This window comes from Photorhabdus viridis (assembly GCF_040256935.1).
In the GTDB taxonomy this organism is placed as follows: domain Bacteria; phylum Pseudomonadota; class Gammaproteobacteria; order Enterobacterales; family Enterobacteriaceae; genus Photorhabdus; species Photorhabdus viridis.
On sequence record NZ_JBEJZY010000016.1, the window covers coordinates 61,299 to 77,308 of the forward strand.

At 41.4% G+C, this 16,010-nt stretch carries 17 protein-coding genes and 1 other RNA gene; 11 read left to right on the forward strand and 7 right to left on the reverse strand.

The features are described from left to right. Nucleotides 1–7 precede the first annotated feature (7 nt). Nucleotides 8–970, reverse strand: coding sequence for a TerC family protein (locus ABR397_RS08765; RefSeq protein WP_350305400.1), 963 nt, complete (start codon nt 968–970; stop codon nt 8–10). 90 nt (nt 971–1,060) lie between these two features. Here ABR397_RS08765 and ABR397_RS08770 point away from each other — a divergent pair, with 90 nt between their 5' ends. The 6 genes from ABR397_RS08770 (at nt 1,061) to ABR397_RS08795 (ending at nt 4,031) form a co-directional block, all read left to right on the forward strand. Further along, nucleotides 1,061–1,270: a hypothetical protein gene (locus ABR397_RS08770; RefSeq protein WP_350305401.1), complete on the forward strand. Its 210-nt coding sequence runs from the start codon at nt 1,061–1,063 to the stop codon at nt 1,268–1,270. A gap of 322 nt (nt 1,271–1,592) precedes the next feature. Next, complete coding sequence (locus tag ABR397_RS08775; RefSeq protein ID WP_350305402.1) at nt 1,593–2,264, forward strand: DedA family protein; 672 nt, start codon at nt 1,593–1,595, stop codon at nt 2,262–2,264. Between the two features lie 192 nt (nt 2,265–2,456). Further along, nucleotides 2,457–2,762, forward strand: a complete 306-nt coding sequence (locus tag ABR397_RS08780) for a DUF883 family protein (RefSeq protein ID WP_350305403.1) — start codon at nt 2,457–2,459, stop codon at nt 2,760–2,762. 1 nt (nt 2,763) lies between these two features. Beyond that, a complete protein-coding gene (locus ABR397_RS08785) occupies nt 2,764–3,165 on the forward strand; it encodes a phage holin family protein (RefSeq protein ID WP_350305404.1) in 402 nt (133 codons plus the stop codon). Then, a complete protein-coding gene (locus ABR397_RS08790; protein WP_350305405.1) occupies nt 3,158–3,430 on the forward strand; it encodes a YqjK-like family protein in 273 nt (90 codons plus the stop codon). The genes ABR397_RS08785 and ABR397_RS08790 overlap by 8 nt, the downstream gene beginning before the upstream one ends. 205 nt (nt 3,431–3,635) lie before the next feature. Continuing rightward, nucleotides 3,636–4,031 carry a DoxX family protein gene (locus ABR397_RS08795; protein WP_350305406.1) on the forward strand — a complete coding sequence of 132 codons (396 nt, stop codon included), beginning with the start codon at nt 3,636–3,638 and terminating at the stop codon, nt 4,029–4,031. Nucleotides 4,032–4,951: 920 nt separating this feature from the next. Here the strand turns inward: ABR397_RS08795 and ABR397_RS08800 are convergent. After that, nucleotides 4,952–5,848, reverse strand: a complete 897-nt coding sequence (locus ABR397_RS08800) for a LysR family transcriptional regulator (RefSeq protein ID WP_350305407.1) — start codon at nt 5,846–5,848, stop codon at nt 4,952–4,954. 110 nt (nt 5,849–5,958) lie between these two features. Between ABR397_RS08800 and ABR397_RS08805 the strand changes: the two genes are divergently transcribed. Further along, entirely contained in the window at nt 5,959–6,660 is a 702-nt protein-coding gene (locus tag ABR397_RS08805; protein WP_350305408.1) for a pirin family protein, read from the forward strand. Nucleotides 6,661–6,703: 43 nt separating this feature from the next. On the opposite strand, the gene rnpB is transcribed toward ABR397_RS08805, so the two are convergent. Continuing rightward, nucleotides 6,704–7,080, reverse strand: an RNA gene (gene rnpB, locus ABR397_RS08810) — RNase P RNA component class A. Nucleotides 7,081–7,157: 77 nt separating this feature from the next. Next, entirely contained in the window at nt 7,158–8,024 is an 867-nt protein-coding gene (gene rsmI / locus ABR397_RS08815) for a 16S rRNA (cytidine(1402)-2'-O)-methyltransferase (RefSeq protein WP_350305409.1), read from the reverse strand. A 63-nt stretch (nt 8,025–8,087) separates the two neighbouring features. Here rsmI and ABR397_RS08820 point away from each other — a divergent pair, with 63 nt between their 5' ends. The 4 genes from ABR397_RS08820 to dolP are packed head-to-tail and all read left to right on the forward strand — an operon-like array spanning nt 8,088 to nt 11,472. Next, on the forward strand, nt 8,088–9,830 hold the full coding sequence (locus tag ABR397_RS08820) for a penicillin-binding protein activator (protein WP_350305410.1): 1,743 nt from the start codon (nt 8,088–8,090) through the stop codon (nt 9,828–9,830). Nucleotides 9,831–9,890: 60 nt separating this feature from the next. Then, a complete protein-coding gene (locus ABR397_RS08825; protein ID WP_350305411.1) occupies nt 9,891–10,271 on the forward strand; it encodes a YraN family protein in 381 nt (126 codons plus the stop codon). Between the two features lie 24 nt (nt 10,272–10,295). Then, a complete protein-coding gene (diaA, locus tag ABR397_RS08830; RefSeq protein WP_350305412.1) occupies nt 10,296–10,886 on the forward strand; it encodes a DnaA initiator-associating protein DiaA in 591 nt (196 codons plus the stop codon). A 10-nt stretch (nt 10,887–10,896) separates the two neighbouring features. Beyond that, a complete protein-coding gene (dolP, locus tag ABR397_RS08835) occupies nt 10,897–11,472 on the forward strand; it encodes a division/outer membrane stress-associated lipid-binding lipoprotein (RefSeq protein ID WP_046975307.1) in 576 nt (191 codons plus the stop codon). A gap of 45 nt (nt 11,473–11,517) precedes the next feature. Here dolP and mtgA read toward each other — a convergent pair whose 3' ends face one another. The 3 genes from mtgA to arcB all read right to left on the reverse strand — a co-directional run bounded on the left by mtgA (nt 11,518) and on the right by arcB (nt 15,480). Then, nucleotides 11,518–12,243 (reverse strand): monofunctional biosynthetic peptidoglycan transglycosylase, encoded by a 726-nt coding sequence (mtgA, locus tag ABR397_RS08840; RefSeq protein ID WP_350305413.1) that lies wholly within the window; start codon nt 12,241–12,243, stop codon nt 11,518–11,520. A 4-nt stretch (nt 12,244–12,247) separates the two neighbouring features. After that, nucleotides 12,248–12,901, reverse strand: a complete 654-nt coding sequence (elbB, locus tag ABR397_RS08845) for an isoprenoid biosynthesis glyoxalase ElbB (RefSeq protein ID WP_350305414.1) — start codon at nt 12,899–12,901, stop codon at nt 12,248–12,250. Between the two features lie 236 nt (nt 12,902–13,137). Continuing rightward, nucleotides 13,138–15,480 (reverse strand): aerobic respiration two-component sensor histidine kinase ArcB, encoded by a 2,343-nt coding sequence (gene arcB / locus ABR397_RS08850; protein ID WP_350305415.1) that lies wholly within the window; start codon nt 15,478–15,480, stop codon nt 13,138–13,140. Nucleotides 15,481–16,010 lie beyond the last annotated feature (530 nt).

Sequence of the window (16,010 nt, forward strand, 5' to 3'; positions counted from 1 at the left end):
TACCTGATTACTGGATTTCTTTAGCTTTATATTTATTTAGCCAAACATTAATAATCATTGTTATTGTTAAAATACTCGCAATAGTTCCCAGAGAAACGCCCATAGGAATATGATAAATATCCATTAACAGCATCTTAATACCGATAAATACCAGAATGACTGATAAACCATATTTCAGCATTGTGAATTTCTCTGCCACACCAGCCAACAGAAAATACATTGCACGTAATCCTAAGATAGCGAAAAGGTTAGAAGTCAGAACAATAAAAGGGTCTGTTGTTACTGCAAAAATAGCTGGAATGCTGTCTACAGCAAAAATAACGTCGCTGATTTCAACCATAATCAAAATCAGGATCAATGGCGTCGCATATAACAAACCATTTTCTTTAACAAAGAAACGTTCTCCGTGCAGATTATCCGTCATACGAATATGCGATCTTAACCAACGAACAAAAGGTTTATCACCTACCGGAGTATTATCTTCTTTTGCCAACGCCATCTTAACGCCAGTAACCAGCAGAAAGATGCCAAACAGATAGAGTATCCAACTGAATTCAGAAACCAGCCAACTCCCTGCAAAGATCATCGCAGTACGCAACACAATTGCGCCTAAGACACCGTAAATAAGCACCCGACGTTGTAAATTTGCCGGAATGGAAAAATAACTGAACAGCATCAGCCAGACAAATACGTTATCAACAGCAAGTGCTTTTTCAAGTAAATAACCCGTAAGAAAAGCCATTGCCTGACTATTAGCAACAGCTTCCCCTACAGTTTCTCTGAAATACCACCATAATCCTAATGCAAATAAGAGCGACAAACTTACCCAAATTACGCTCCAGACAGCAGCTTGACGAAATGACATTGCCTGCTCTTTCTTCCGCCCTTGTAAGAGCAGATCCAGCAACAGCATAATCGTAATTAAAACGGCGAAACTTCCCCATAAAACAGGACTACCCACTGAGTTCATTTTCTTTCTCTACATAAACAAAAACGGCTGAAATCTCAGAAGACGCCAGCCGTTGCTATATCTCTTCCCCACATAATGGAGATGAATGTATTGCAAGCAACCCTCGCCTTCTGGCAAGGTCTCACTTACAACACAGAAAATGTACCATCAGGTATCAGTTCAAGGTTGCCCGGCTACCGGATGCTATTGCATCGTAATGACGATAAACCGACAAGGAAGTTACTCCCCTTTGCTGTGGTGAAAAATAAATCAAATTCACGCAAGAATCAATCTATCACTGAGAAAATATTGACTCATTAGTAGAATGCGTCAATAACCGATAAGCCGCAAAGAAAATAGTCAAGATAGTGAAAAAATAGCAATTAATTTAAATAAAAAATCTAATAAACTAATCTGATTAAATCAATTTATTATTCCATTTCAATCAATGTTCAATTGATCACCAAAATTTTCTGTTTAGTCACCCTTGATTTTGTTACAGTGTCGCAGGCCGCACCATTTAACTCTTTCAACGGATTGAAAAGGCGTTATAACCGGCCAAATAACTAAAACAGGATACAGTTTAATCAGTTTAGCCCCGTGCTTTCAGGATGAACGAACAAAGGCATTTTAGGAACACCTGATGGAAATAGTAAAAGAACTTATATATGCACTTTGGCACCAAGATTATGAAACTCTGGCCAATCCATCCCTACTATGGGCCATTTATATCATGCTATTCTTGATCCTCTTTCTTGAAAATGGCCTGCTTCCCGCGGCATTTTTACCAGGAGATAGCTTACTTATATTGGTTGGCGTATTAATTGCCAAAGGTGCAATGAGCTTCCCTGTAACGCTTGTTATATTGACCACCGGAGCAAGCTTAGGTTGCTGGGTCGGTTATCTCCAGGGGAAATGGTTAGGAAATACCAGGATGGTACAAGGTTGGCTCTCCCACCTCCCAGCTCATTATCATCAGAGAGCTTACAATCTTTTTCACCGCCATGGCCTGTCTGCTTTACTTATCGGTCGTTTCCTCGCCTTTATAAGAACCCTGCTGCCAACACTTGCGGGCCTGACAGGTCTGCAAAATAGCCGTTTCCAGTTTTTTAACTGGCTCAGTGGCTTCCTGTGGGTCGTTATCCTGACCTCTTTAGGCTATGCTCTCGGCAAAACCCCCATTTTCCGTCAGTATGAAGATCTGGTTATGAATTTCCTGATATTACTACCACTTGCTTTACTAATTATTGGTTTTAGCGGCAGTTTGTTAGTTGTATTACGTAAAAAAACGTGCCAATCCCCTCAAAAAAAGTAATTCCTTCTGAAAATCTCTTAAATCTCCCTCTGTCGCAGACAAAAGTATCGTTTGCGGCAGAATAGTGAAATAACGCTAATGTTTTTCATTCACCTTCCAAAATATAAGCTATATTTAAGGATAGTCTTTTCCAGCATCTGGAAAATCGACTAATTAAGTCAAATATACACACCTAAATAAGGGGTAATTTACATGGTACATAACAAAACCGCTGAAGACTTACGCATTGAATTAAAATCCCTCTCGAAAACACTGGAGGAAGTGATCAAAAATTCCGGTGATAAATCCGACACCGAACTGGAAAAAATCCGCAGCAAAGTAGAAAGCCTGCTCGAAGAAACTCGCATGAAACTTGGCACTGTCAGTGATAAAGTCGTTATGCAAACTAAAGAGATGGCTCGTCATGTTGATGATTACGTTCACGCAAAACCGTGGACAAGTATCGGCATCGGTGCAGCAGCAGCTGTCGTATTAGGTGTATTATTGGCTAAACGCTAATATGAACCACCCATCCAAATCTCAAGGCCCCGGTAAAGGGGTCCTTGATTCTCTTCAACGCATTGCCTCCATCATTATCGGGATGGTAGAAACCCGCTTACAACTGATCGTTGTAGAACTGGAAAAGGAGAAAGCAACCCTGATACAACTGATATTAATGGTCGGTCTGACATTGCTGTTTACCGCTTTTGGCCTGATGTGTTTGCTTGTTATGATTTTTTTGGCTGTTGATCCAACCTGGCGTCTTACTGCATTAGCTATCACCACAGGTACTTTACTGACCCTGGCGCTCATTGGCCTGATATGGACCATCAAGAAATCCCGTCATTCAACATTACTCAACGCAACCCGCGAGCAATTAAAGGTTGATAGAGAGATGCTGGAGGATCACAGTAATGAGTAAACAGAGCCAAAAAAGAAAACTGAAAAAACAACAATTGCTCAAAAATATCCAGTTACAACGACTGATACTTTCCAACGATACTCAACACTGGCGAAATATCATCGAGCCTTATGACAAAGGCTGGCAAAAACTGTTGTCATTAAAACCTTATTTGCTACTCGGAGCCAGTACCATCTCTTTATATGGTCTTCGTCACCCAGTGAAATTCTATCACTGGACCCGCCAAGTCATTGGTGCATTGAAGATACTTAAAAGGAAGAAGTAATAATTCTTCATAATATATCTTATTGATTATCAACAACATTACTTACATTCAAAAACTTTGTATAAAATTGTTAATAATCCTTGCTTACAACTAAGCTCTCCTCTCTTTAGTATACATTCCATTCGTTAATGATTAGCAAATTGTGCTATTGCAAGTTAGCACCGACTAATCATCACTATTTTACCTGTATCCTTTGGAGTTATTAATGAAAAAATTTGAAGATAGAACCTTGCTATTAGCCCGTATTTTAATGTCAATCCTGTTTATCGTTGCAGGTTATGGAAAATTAGGCGATGACTATGTTAGCACTCAACAATATATGGAAGCGATGAGGGTCCCTGGCTTTTTATTACCGCTGACTATCTTACTTGAACTGGGTGGCGGCCTGGCTGTTCTGTTCGGTTTTTTAACCCGTACAACCGCACTATTTACCTTTAGTTTCTGTATTCTGACTGCCTTGCTTTTCCACAGCAATTTTGCTGAAGGCATGAACCAAACTATGTTTCTAAAAAACCTGACTATCGGCGGTGGCTACTTGTTACTGGCTATCATCGGCCCAGGTAAATTCAGTATTGACCGCTTGATGAATAAAAACTGGTAATATACTGTTGTTGCTGTTCTGAATCTGAGAAATAAAAATTTTAGGTAAAGAGTAAAACCATAAAATTCCCGTTTTGCTCAACTATCCTATCAGATAACAATCTCATATTAAGTTTCAAGATAAATAGCTAACCGGAAAATCTAGCAGATTTTCCGGTTTACTTTATCTAATCAATAGAGCCAACTTTTAAAATATCTTAGCTCCTATAAAACATTATACATTTCGCCAAAACATTAATGACAACACTATAAATTTCAATCAATTCATATAATAGCAAAATATATTTGCATAAAAACCATCATCAATGACTTTGTAGATTTTTCACCCTTTAATATTATCCAGATAAAAACTTTATTTATCTTATGGTTAACGATCTAAAAGCAGTTTAATATACAGGATATATAATATAAAATTAATTAATAACTTAAAAACAACCAAGTTAAATAATAACATTAAAACTTCGATATTTTTCTAAATAAACCCTATAAAAACATACTTTCAACTGGAGTTAAACCCATTAATTAAAATATCAAAAAACACATATTTAACATTATTAAAAAATAATACTTAACTCCATTAAAACAGAATAATCATTAACAGCAATAATACAAACATTTCATTATCAAACCTTACAATAATATTTTATTCTTAATTATTTAACATTCTATTTAACCCAATAATCTTAATCAAAAAATTTCACCTTTTCATCTTACTGATAGAGATAAAATATTTAAACTCATATAAATCGCTTATAAAAACATGGATTATTTACTTTAGATTTCTATTATAACTACTATATTCAAAATACCCCATATAATACTAATAATAAAATAATATCATTCTGCCCTAGCAAGAATATTCTCACAGTAGATAACAAAGCCGGAAGATCATGGCGGATTTTTCCGGCTTTTTCATCTATCTTAGCGGTTAGCAAACAATTTCGGAATTTCCCGCAAACACCAGGATTTAGCTTCCCCCATACTGTCTCGTCGCCATGCCATAATGACATTTGTCTCGTGGCTGTATTCAGAGCTAATCACCCGTAAACGACCAGCCGCAATATCTTGTTCCACCATAGGATAAGGCATCGTGGCAACCCCTAACCCGGTCAAAAGAGCCCGACGTTTATCCTCCAGCGAACTCACCGTTAAACGCTGTTGCTTATCTAATAACTGAACCGTCAATACCGGGCGCTCCCTTGCTGTATCTGCCACAGCAATACCACGGTACTTCACCCTCGTTACATCAGACAAAGGCTCCGGTTCTTGATGAATAGGATGATCAGGGCTGGCAACATAGACATTGGTAATGCTATAAAGCTGACGTGAATTCACTTCTGCCGATGCACGGAAATGCATATCTGGCGCAATAACAATATCCGCCCGGCCCGTTTCCAACCGCTCCCATGCACCCGCCAAGACCTCAGTCAATAAAGAGAGCTGGGTATTCGATTTCTGAGCCAATTTGCTCACCAATGGGAACAATGAAGAAGCGGGAACCAATGCCTCACAAACGATTGTCAGGTGAGTTTCCCAACCCCGCGCTAATGCCTCTGCATCAGCGGTTAATTTATCCGCAGCTTCAAGCAATTGACGTCCACGCTCAAGCAACATACGACCAACATTGGTGAATTTGGTTCTGTGACCCGAACGGTCAAACAGAACCACATCCAGCTCCTCTTCCAACTTTTGCATCGTATAGCTAAGTGCAGAAGGAACTCGACCAAGCTCATCAGCTGCCGCAGCAAAACTTCCCCGCCGGTCAATCGCATCCATGACCCGTAGAGATTCCAGTGTAAGCGCTCGTTCTTTGCTCATATTTTTCTCAATCAGGAAATTTGAATATGGTGACCAGATTAACTGGCTAACATTTCGCCGTCCAGATAATTACTATCGTTAGTGTGTGTTTTTTGAAGGTAACCGCCATCATGATTATAAATAGAACAGCAAAGCAATGTGGAAAAGCTGACTATGGTTGGCTACAGGCCCGTTATACATTTTCATTTGGTCACTATTTTGATCCAAAGTTTTTAGGTTATGGCGCTCTACGTGTACTGAATCAGGAAGTTATCGCACCAAAAGCCGCTTTCCAGCCTAAATCTTATCCACATGTGGATATACTAAACATTATTCTACGAGGTGAAGCAGAATATCGTGACAGTGAAGGCAATCATGTCAGGGCCTGCAAGGGAGAATGTTTACTGTTTTCTACCCGTCAAGGCATCAGCTACAGTGAACATAATATCAGTGCGAATAAGCCACTGACCCGCTTACAACTTTGGCTAAATGCCTTCCCTCAGCAGGAAAGCTTACCGTTGCAACGGATGGCGTTACCAGAGCGACCATTGACAATGCTTGCCTCTCCAACCGCAGAGGATGGCAGTATGCAATTACGCCAGCAAGTGTGGATAAATCATATTTCTCTTAATAAGAGCCAATCTCACCATCTGCAATTGAAAGGAAAAAATGCTTATCTACAATCCTTGAACGGCAATATAAAAATAAAAGGCAATTCTAAGGATAACGCTTTGATTAAATGTGGAGATGGCGCTTTTATTCATGAAGAGAATTATCTGGTTTTAAAAGCAGATACTGAGTTCCAGGGGTTGTTAATTGATCTGGCCGCCTGAGAAAGTGAAAACCCCATCAAGGCTAAACCTGATGGGGCTAAATTGGTGAAGTTGACCGATAAGCCGGGTTCTGTCGTGGACAATCATTCATCTAGGCCAGCACTTGCGCACTGGCTCAAGCAGCCTACCCGGGTTCGATACGGGCCGTACCTAGTGAACCCCTATTTGGCCTTGCTCCGGGTGGAGTTTACCGTGCCACGGACTGTTGCCAGCCGCGCGGTGCGCTCTTACCGCACCCTTTCACCCTTACCTGATCCTGCAATAAGCAGGCCATCGGCGGTTTGCTCTCTGTTGCACTGGTCGTGGGCTTTCACCCCCCAGACGTTATCTGGCACCCTGCCCTGTGGAGCCCGGACTTTCCTCTCCCCTATCTATCATCCAAAAGGACAATGATAAAGCAGCGACTGTCTAGTCAACTCCGCGGCGGATTATAAGAGGTTTAACAAACGATGTATAGGCGTTTACTCATTATCTGCCTTGTTTATCAACAATGGTTGTTACTCTTCATGCTCTCCCAGAGCATGGCGATAAAGCGCATTTTTCTTCACCCCATGGATCTCTGCCGCCAGAGCAGCCGCTTTTTTCAACGGTAACTCTTGCTGAAGGAGCGCCAACGTTCTTAATGCCTCTGGCGGTAAAGCATCGTTACCCGATTTTTTATAACCTTCAACGATCAATACCATTTCACCACGGCGACGGGTTTCATCTTCCTTAACCCATGCCAGAAGTTCACCTGCCGGCATCCCCTGAATTGACTCCCAGGTTTTTGTTAATTCCCGTGCCAGAACGACATAACGTTCAGTTCCCCACACATCAACCATATCCTCTAAACTATCGATTAGGCGATGAGTGGATTCATAAAAAATTAACGTCCGAGACTCCTGCTCCAAAGCCCGTAAGGTATCTTTCCGGCTTTTACTCTTAGCCGGCAAAAACCCTTCGTAACAGAAACGATCTGATGGCAGACCAGCCGCAGACAATGCGGTTATAGCCGCACAAGGCCCAGGCAGAGGGACAACATGAATACCGGCTTCACGGCAACGGCGAACCACATGATAACCAGGATCATTAATCAGTGGCGTTCCCGCGTCAGAGACTAATGCAATACTCTGCCCCTGCTGAAGTTTTGTAATTAATTGATCTGCTTTTTGCTGTTCATTATGATCATGAAGTGCGAACATGCGCGCATTAATGGCAAAATGTTGAAGCAACAAGCCGGTATGTCGCGTATCTTCGGCCGCAATCAGATCGACATGCTCAAGAACTTCAAGCGCACGCTGAGTGATATCACCCAGGTTTCCAATGGGGGTTGGCACAACATATAGCGTGGATGTCGTAACCACTGCTCGATTGGGTTGATTCATTGTTTCATCCGAATGACCGATTTAAAATTGAGCATCTTTGAAAAAAACATCGCTGGATACAGTATGCTTTCCTCAATTTTTGTGCGTATCAAAACTGGTTTAGTCTGTTCAGCTATGCTGGCAGTTATGATCATCGCAGGGTGTTCCATACCTGACCAACAGGGACAACAACCTTTGCAAACTCAGGATAAAGTCAGTACAGAAATCGCCCGTTATCAATCCATCATTGATGCCGCTAATGGCGAACCTTCTCTGGATGTCATCCGTGCTTATATCGCTCAGGAGCCACTTCTGAAAGACAATGCCGCTCATCAAAAAAATATTGATGATACCTGGCAAATGCTGACCCGTCTTTCACCACAAAAGCGCGGTGAGTTAGTCATCAATGCTGATGAAAATATTCTGCAAGGCTGGCTGGACTTACTCAGTGCCTATCAGGATAACAAACAGGACTCTGACAAACTACAAGCAGCTGTCCGTGACTGGAAAATTCGTTATCCACAAAACCCAGCCGCGCAGTCACTCCCAGCCCAGCTACAACCCGCCGCCATCCAGTCGCAAGGCACTGACATCCATATTGCGCTGTTCCTGCCATTAAGCGGTCAGGCAAAAGTATTCGGCGAAGCAATCCGCCAGGGTTTTCTTGATGCTCAGGCTGGTTTGCCAACCCTACTACTGCCAACAGAAAACCCAGCAAATTTATCTACAGCAATCAACGATAATACGTCAGATGCAGTGATCTCTGCCGATGCCCTGCCAAATGCAGAGATTCCCATTGAATCAACAACACCAGCCGTTCAGTCAACACCGGTTATAGCCAATGTGCCGGTTAACACACAACAGGTCAAAATCTATGATACGGCAAGCCAACCACTGGAAAATTTATTGATTCAGGCTGAACAGGATGGTGTGAATTTAGTTGTCGGGCCGTTACTGAAACCAGATGTGGTTAAACTGGTTCAGATGAATACTTCATTAAACATGCTGGTGCTGAACGAGTTAGATAATGCACAGCCCCGGCCCAATGTCTGTTATTTCTCTTTATCACCAGAAGATGAAGCGAAAAATGCTGCGGAGCATATTTGGCAGCAACAGAAACAGAATCCTCTAATTCTCGTTCCCCGGGGTACTTTTGGTGACCGGATTGCCAAGGCATTTGCACTGGAATGGCAAAAACAAGGTGGGCATACCGTTCTGCAACAAACTTTTGGCTCTTCCACTGAACTGAAACAGTTAATTAATAGAGGTACAGGTATTCGCCTGACCGGAACAGCCATTAATGTAACAAACAATCAACCTGTATCAACCACTATTGGCGATCTGGAAATTCCCCAGATAAATACAGATGTCGTTCCTACCTCTGCCAGCGGCTCAGTGGACGCTGTTTATATTGTTTCCACTTTAGATGAATTGACGCTGATTAAGCCAATGATTGATATGGCAATCAGCTCCCGTAATAAACCAGCCCTTTATGCAAGTTCCCGCAGTAATCAGGCAAGTGCCGGTCCTGATTTCCGTCTGGAAATGGAAGGAATGCAATTCAGCGATATTCCATTAATCACTGGCGCTAACTTGCCACTGATGCAACAAGCAGCCGGTAAATTTGCCAATGATTACTCTTTGATGCGCCTTTATGCTATGGGTATTGATGCCTGGTCATTAGCAAATCAGTTCAGTCAGGTTCAACTTCAAAGTGATTTCCATCTCAATGGTGCTTCAGGGATGTTGTCTGTTCAGGATAATTGCGCGATTTTCAGGCAACTCTCCTGGATGCAATATCATCAAGGACAAATCACTGCCATTTAATTAAGCATTAATTGCCGCTTGTCACCAGGCGGCAATTAAATTCAAATAACTCTTTTCAGGATGAAAATAAAAAAGCCAACAAGTTATTTACTGGGACGTAACTATGAAACACAGGCAAAGTTGTTTTTACAAAAACAGGGGCTAATTTTTATCGCTGCGAATGTGAAAGTTCATGGCGGTGAAATTGACCTGATTATGAAAGACAAACAGACTTGGGTTTTTATTGAAGTCCGTTTTCGCAAACAAGAGCAATATGGTGATGCACTGGCGACAGTGACCCGCAGCAAGCGTAAAAAATTATTACACGCTGCCGCAGTATGGCTGTTTCAACGAGGTGAATGTTTTGAAACCACTTCTTGTCGCTTTGATATTTGTGCTATTACTGGTCAACAATTTGTATGGTTGCCAAATGCTTTCAATCAAAATGGGTTCGCTCACTAAAATGATACTGGGTAGGTTATAAACGTGCTGGATAGAATTAAAGTCTGTTTTACAGAAAGTATTCAAACTCAGATTGCAGCCGCAGAGGCATTACCTGATGCGATCTCCCGGGCTGCAATAATGATGGTTCAGTCATTGCTGAACGGTAACAAAATCCTTTGCTGTGGTAATGGCGGCTCTGCTGCAACTGCCCAGCGGTTTGCTGCCAATATGATCAACCGGTTTGAAACTGAACGCCCGAGTCTGCCAGCATTATCACTTAACGCAGACAATGTGGTAATAACAGCGATTTCAAGCAGTAAACAACATGATGAAATTTACGCTAAACAGGTACGGGCATTAGGTCAGCCAGGCGATGTGTTATTGGCTATTTCCACTCATGGAAATAGCCGGGATATTATTAAAGCCGTTGAAGCGGCTGTAACCCGCGATATGACGATTGTCGCCCTTACCGGCTATGATGGTGGTGAACTTGCTGGCTTGTTAGGGCCACAAGATGTGGAAATTCGTATTCCATCTCATCGCAGCACCCGAATTCAGGAAGTGCATATGCTGACAGTTAACTGCCTGTGTGACTTAATCGATAATACACTCTTTCCCCATCAGGATGACTAAGGAGCCAATAATGCGATTTCTCTCCCTATTAGCTACGGTTTGTGCCGTAGTAATGTTACAAGGCTGTATTGGCGCAGCTGTTGTAGGTTCTGCCGCTGTAGCAACTAAAACCGCAACCGATCCCCGTACTATTGGTCAACAGGTTGACGATGGTACGCTAGAAGCACGTGTCAGTAATGCACTTAACAAAGATAAGCAGATCAAAGAGCGTATCCGTGTTATTACCACCGCCTATCAAGGGAAAGTTTTGCTAACAGGCCAAAGCCCAGACTCAAGCCTTTCAGACCGAGCAAAACAGATAGCGTCGCGGGTTGATGGCGCTCATGTTGTGTACAATGAAATTCGTCAGGGGAAACCTGTTGAATTAAGTACAGCTTCTAAAGATACCTGGATTACTACTAAAGTACGCTCAAAAATTCTGGCCAGTGATTCTGTTAAGTCTTCCAACATAAAAGTCGTTACAGAAAATGGTGAGGTCTTTTTGCTGGGCATTCTAACTAAACAAGAAGGTAACGCCGCAGCGAAAATTGCCAGCGAAACTGATGGTGTTAAGCGGGTAACAACTGCGTTTACTTATCTGAATTAAGCATATTACTGAGGGGGATAGCACCATCAATCTGCCATTCTTCCCTCAATTATTTTTCAATAACTCGTTTTTCTTAAGATAATTCACCCCGCCCAACAACCGCATTTGTCGCAAAATCCATTGTTGACGCTGTAAAACATATGCCGAAGGTGCGTTAACTTTATAACGGTGCGGGTTAGGCAATACAGCAGCGAGTAAAGCAGCTTCTGATGCAGTCAATTTACTGGCTGATTTATGAAAATAGTGTCTGGATGCCTCTTCAACACCAAAAATACCATCACCAAATTCTACAATATTAAGATAAACCGTCAGAATTCGGCTTTTTGACCATGCCAATTCAATGGCAAAGGTCATTCCAGCTTCCAATCCTTTTCTCAACCAACTACGCCCATCCCACAAAAATAAATTTTTGGCCGTTTGCTGAGAAATCGTTGAAGCCCCCCTCAACCTGCCAGAGTTATTTTGATTATGCTCAAGGGCATTTTCAATAGCATCAAAGTCAAATCCCCAATGCTGTGGAAATTTTTGATCTTCAGCAGCAATAACAGCCAATGCGATATTTGGCGATATTTGTTCATGCCCTACCCAGTCAGAACGAGATACATAAGAAAAATTAACTGATAACCAAGCATTAATTTGACGCTCAACCATAATCATAGAAAATGGCACTGGCAAAAATGAAAATGCAGCAACAGAAACTATCCATAAGATAATAACTGAGATTACGATTTTTTTAAGCCAGCACCATAAAAATTGCAAAGGATTACTCATCCAATTACTCAGTCATTTCCAATACTTTTCTGACAAGTTTATCAATTCCCTCCTCAGCCTGAGAAATAGATTCAGCAAGCATGTAGGCTGGAGTTGTAACAATTTTGTTTTCCAAATCAACAACAATATCATTTACCTTGCAAACAACGTGAACGCCTCCCATCGCCTCCACTTGAGCAACCGTTTCAGGATCATTGCCAATAGTTAGTTCCACCGGTGTATTAAGTAGTTTTGGCAACATAACCGGTGCAATACAGATAAATCCCATCGGTTTATGTTGTTTATGCATATCCCTCACTAAACTTAATAAATCTTTATTTATTTCGCAGTCAATTGTCTTAACAGCAAAATCACATAAATTCTTTGCAACACCAAATCCCCCAGGAATGATCAGGGCATCAAACTCATCTGCATTTGCTTGTGACAAAGACTTGATTTTTCCCCTTGAAATACGGGCTGACTCCTGTAAAACGTTGCGTTCTTCACCAGTTTCTTCACCGCTAATATGATTAATAACATGAAGTTGTGGCTCATCAGGCGCCAAAAAGCTCACCTTAGCACCTAAACGGTCTAAAGAAAGCATAGTTAATACTGATTCATGAATTTCACTACCATCGAATACACCACATCCACTTAAGACAACCGCAACTGATTTCATAGCTCACTCCATTTGTAGTAGATTATTGCTTAACCCTTTAGGGGGTTAAACACCAATCTTCATCACAGATTTTAATGAATCTTGTAACAAAAAATCTTATCTTTGCTATGTTGGTACTTGTATGATGTACGGAGAATTCCCCATTTACTCGCCGCAACAAAGATGCATCAGAAAGGCGGGTAAAAAGTTTTCCCTGGTGTTGGCGCAGTATTCGCGCACCCCAACCTCGGTTGGGGTTATTTTTTTTCAGCGCCTGCCAACCATTCCCTCAAAATTTCCGTATCGTTTCTCCATTCTTGCTTTAACTCATCAACCCATTCCTGAACATTATCCCACCATGCAGGTAAATCAGGTGATTGAATCTGTTGAGCCAATTGTTGTAAATGACGTAATCCAACCGACCCCGCCGCACCTTTTATCTTATGTGCTTCCTCGGTGATGCCTTTCTGGTCTTTAGCTGTCATGTTCGACTCCAACACAGACAGGTATCCCGGCATCATCTTCTCAAACACATTCAGGCTATCATGAATCAGTTGAGGTCCAACCAACTCGATGTACTGATTAAGCATTTCTGTATCAAGTAAATCTTCATCTTTCATCAATCCTGACTCCTCTTCTTCCAGCTTCATATGATGCACAGACTGTTCTCCCCAGAATTGTTCAATAATGGCAATTAAGGCATTCACAGACAGCGGCTTACTCAACACACCATTCATGCCTGCATCCAGATATTCTTTTTTGTCCTTTAAGACATTTGCTGTCAATGCAATAAGTGGGGGCAGATCCTTTTTAGCGTATCGCTTACGTAATTCCCGGGAGATGTCTAATCCGGTCATATCAGGCAGTTGAATATCAAGCAGTACCAGATCGAACTCCCCTGGCTTGAACACCGCCAGAGCATCCTTACCATTCATCACGACTTCTACGCTATTACCCAGTTTTTCCAATACTGAACGAGCAACGATCACATTCAGCTCAATATCTTCTACCAGCAAAATATGCAAAGCTGGAAGTGGGCAATCTTCTGTATCTTCTTTGCATGGCAGGCTCTCTTCCATAGCAGGAGCAATAATAGAGAGTGTAAATCGAGAACCTTGTCCCGGCTCACTTTCCACCAAAATATCGCCTCCCATACTTTGAGCTAAACGTTTGGATACAGCCAGCCCAATACCGGTTCCCGTTGCCGGACAACCGCCATGACTGCCTTTCACCTGATAATACATCGCAAAGATCTTATCTTGTTCATCAAGTGGAATACCAATCCCCGTATCCGTGACTTCAAACAACAAGCGTTCACCCTTTTCATACCAGATTCGAACATTAATCTCGCCTTTTTGAGTAAACTTCACTGCATTGCCAATTAAGTTCCACAGAATTTGGCGCAAGCGGGTACCATCTGTCATGATTTTGGCAGGTAATGGCAGTTCGGGGTCCATCACAAATTTAATCCCTTTCGGCTGCACCAGCAGCCCGGAGAGATTTTCCAGATCGGACATAAAACCGGTAAAATCAATGAGCTGATTATCAAGCTGTACTTTACGCCGCTCAATTTTGTCCATTTCAATAATGTCATTGAAAATATTACCAAGCGTGATAGCACTGACATGAATCGTTTTCAGATATTTATTTTGTTCAGAAGTCAGTTCAGTATCGAGCAGAATACGACTCAAACCAACAATGCCATTTAAAGGCGTACGAAGCTCATGACTAATCGTTGAGATAAAAGTTGTCTTATCCCTGCTCGCATTCTCCAAAGCGTCCTGATAACGCTTACGCTCCGTTATATCGCGCCCAAACCCCATAAGCCCATGTCTTTTCCCTACCCGATCATAAAAAGGAACTTTCCGAAGTTCAAAACAGGCTTTTCGTCCATCGGGATAAACCAGCCATTGTTCATAAGTCAGGGCAACATTATGGCGGAACACTTTTTCATCCGTTTTCATCACCTTGCGGGCAACTTCTTTGTCATAAACATCATTTGGCGTTAATCCGACAAGTTGTTTCTGGCTTTTACCCGTCAGCAATTCCATCGCCCGGTTACAACCAGAGAACTCATTATCTTCATTACGGTAATAGACCAAATCAGGAGAAGCATCGAGAAAAGACTTCAGCAATACAGATTGCTGTTCCAATTCAATCTGAGTCTGCTCACGGTGCTTCATCTCTTCTTTTAGTTTATCCAGCAATATCAGATGCGCCTGTTCAGCTTTTTCTCTTTCTGAGATCTCCTGATTCAGCTTGATGATATTGTCTTTTAGTTGCTGATTAAGTTCCCGATCACGCTGACGCATCACTTCTAATTTTTCAACTAATTTGGATAATCGTTGGCGGGATTCTTCAAGCTGTTCAACAACAACCGAAAGGAAATAGACCGCCCAGGGAGTAATCAACAAACCAAAAAAAATTGAGCGAACTAAATCAATACTTTGCACTCCTCCCTGAAGCAGAAAAGTGACGACCATCTGCACGCCCATAGCAAGAACAACTAACGCAGATGCAAGCAGTAATGAGAAGCGTACTAACCCCAATTTCATCATTAAATCAACATAATATTGGGCCAGGCCCCTAAGCAGCTTCATTTCATAAAGACTCCCGTTAAATATGACCAATCCAAATCATACCGTAAAAAGCCCGCTGCTTCGTTGAAGGAATACAGAAATTGTTGATCGGGTAAAACAATAGTATTATTTAATGGTTTTGATTATGACGACCCAAACATTATTCTGGCTTTTTACCCTTGCCGGTCTTTTCGCACAATCCAATCATGAATAAATAATCAAATCCATTGACAAAATAGGCATAAAATTCTTTTTCACTCTGTCGATAACCACAAAAAGATAAAACTTTATTCTTATAAAGAAATAAAAATATATATTAATTCTATTTAGTTTGCATTTATCAGAATTTAAATCCAACAAACAAACATTTAACAGCATATATAAAATAGATATCACCATAATATTAGTGATATAACTCACATTAAAATCCTAACATGATCTATATCACACAACTTCCGTATTAATTTTTTTATTTATGAATCATGTAATTAACTCTATTTTTTGCCTATATTTATCTTATCCCGGCTATATTTGACCTGATCTACATTTCT

Excerpts from the sequence above, each read along its gene's own strand:
- ABR397_RS08765 (WP_350305400.1), bottom strand. The coding sequence starts at position 970 with ATGAACTCAGTGGGTAGTCCTGTTTTATGGGGAAGTTTCGCCGTTTTA.
- ABR397_RS08775 (WP_350305402.1), top strand. The coding sequence starts at position 1,593 with ATGGAAATAGTAAAAGAACTTATATATGCACTTTGGCACCAAGATTAT.
- ABR397_RS08780 (WP_350305403.1), top strand. The coding sequence starts at position 2,457 with ATGGTACATAACAAAACCGCTGAAGACTTACGCATTGAATTAAAATCC.
- ABR397_RS08785 (WP_350305404.1), top strand. The coding sequence starts at position 2,764 with ATGAACCACCCATCCAAATCTCAAGGCCCCGGTAAAGGGGTCCTTGAT.
- ABR397_RS08790 (WP_350305405.1), top strand. The coding sequence starts at position 3,158 with ATGAGTAAACAGAGCCAAAAAAGAAAACTGAAAAAACAACAATTGCTC.
- ABR397_RS08795 (WP_350305406.1), top strand. The coding sequence starts at position 3,636 with ATGAAAAAATTTGAAGATAGAACCTTGCTATTAGCCCGTATTTTAATG.
- ABR397_RS08800 (WP_350305407.1), bottom strand. The coding sequence starts at position 5,848 with ATGAGCAAAGAACGAGCGCTTACACTGGAATCTCTACGGGTCATGGAT.
- ABR397_RS08805 (WP_350305408.1), top strand. The coding sequence starts at position 5,959 with ATGATTATAAATAGAACAGCAAAGCAATGTGGAAAAGCTGACTATGGT.
- rsmI (WP_350305409.1), bottom strand. The coding sequence starts at position 8,024 with ATGAATCAACCCAATCGAGCAGTGGTTACGACATCCACGCTATATGTT.
- ABR397_RS08820 (WP_350305410.1), top strand. The coding sequence starts at position 8,088 with ATGCTTTCCTCAATTTTTGTGCGTATCAAAACTGGTTTAGTCTGTTCA.
- ABR397_RS08825 (WP_350305411.1), top strand. The coding sequence starts at position 9,891 with ATGAAAATAAAAAAGCCAACAAGTTATTTACTGGGACGTAACTATGAA.
- dolP (WP_046975307.1), top strand. The coding sequence starts at position 10,897 with ATGCGATTTCTCTCCCTATTAGCTACGGTTTGTGCCGTAGTAATGTTA.
- mtgA (WP_350305413.1), bottom strand. The coding sequence starts at position 12,243 with ATGAGTAATCCTTTGCAATTTTTATGGTGCTGGCTTAAAAAAATCGTA.
- elbB (WP_350305414.1), bottom strand. The coding sequence starts at position 12,901 with ATGAAATCAGTTGCGGTTGTCTTAAGTGGATGTGGTGTATTCGATGGT.
- arcB (WP_350305415.1), bottom strand. The coding sequence starts at position 15,480 with ATGAAGCTGCTTAGGGGCCTGGCCCAATATTATGTTGATTTAATGATG.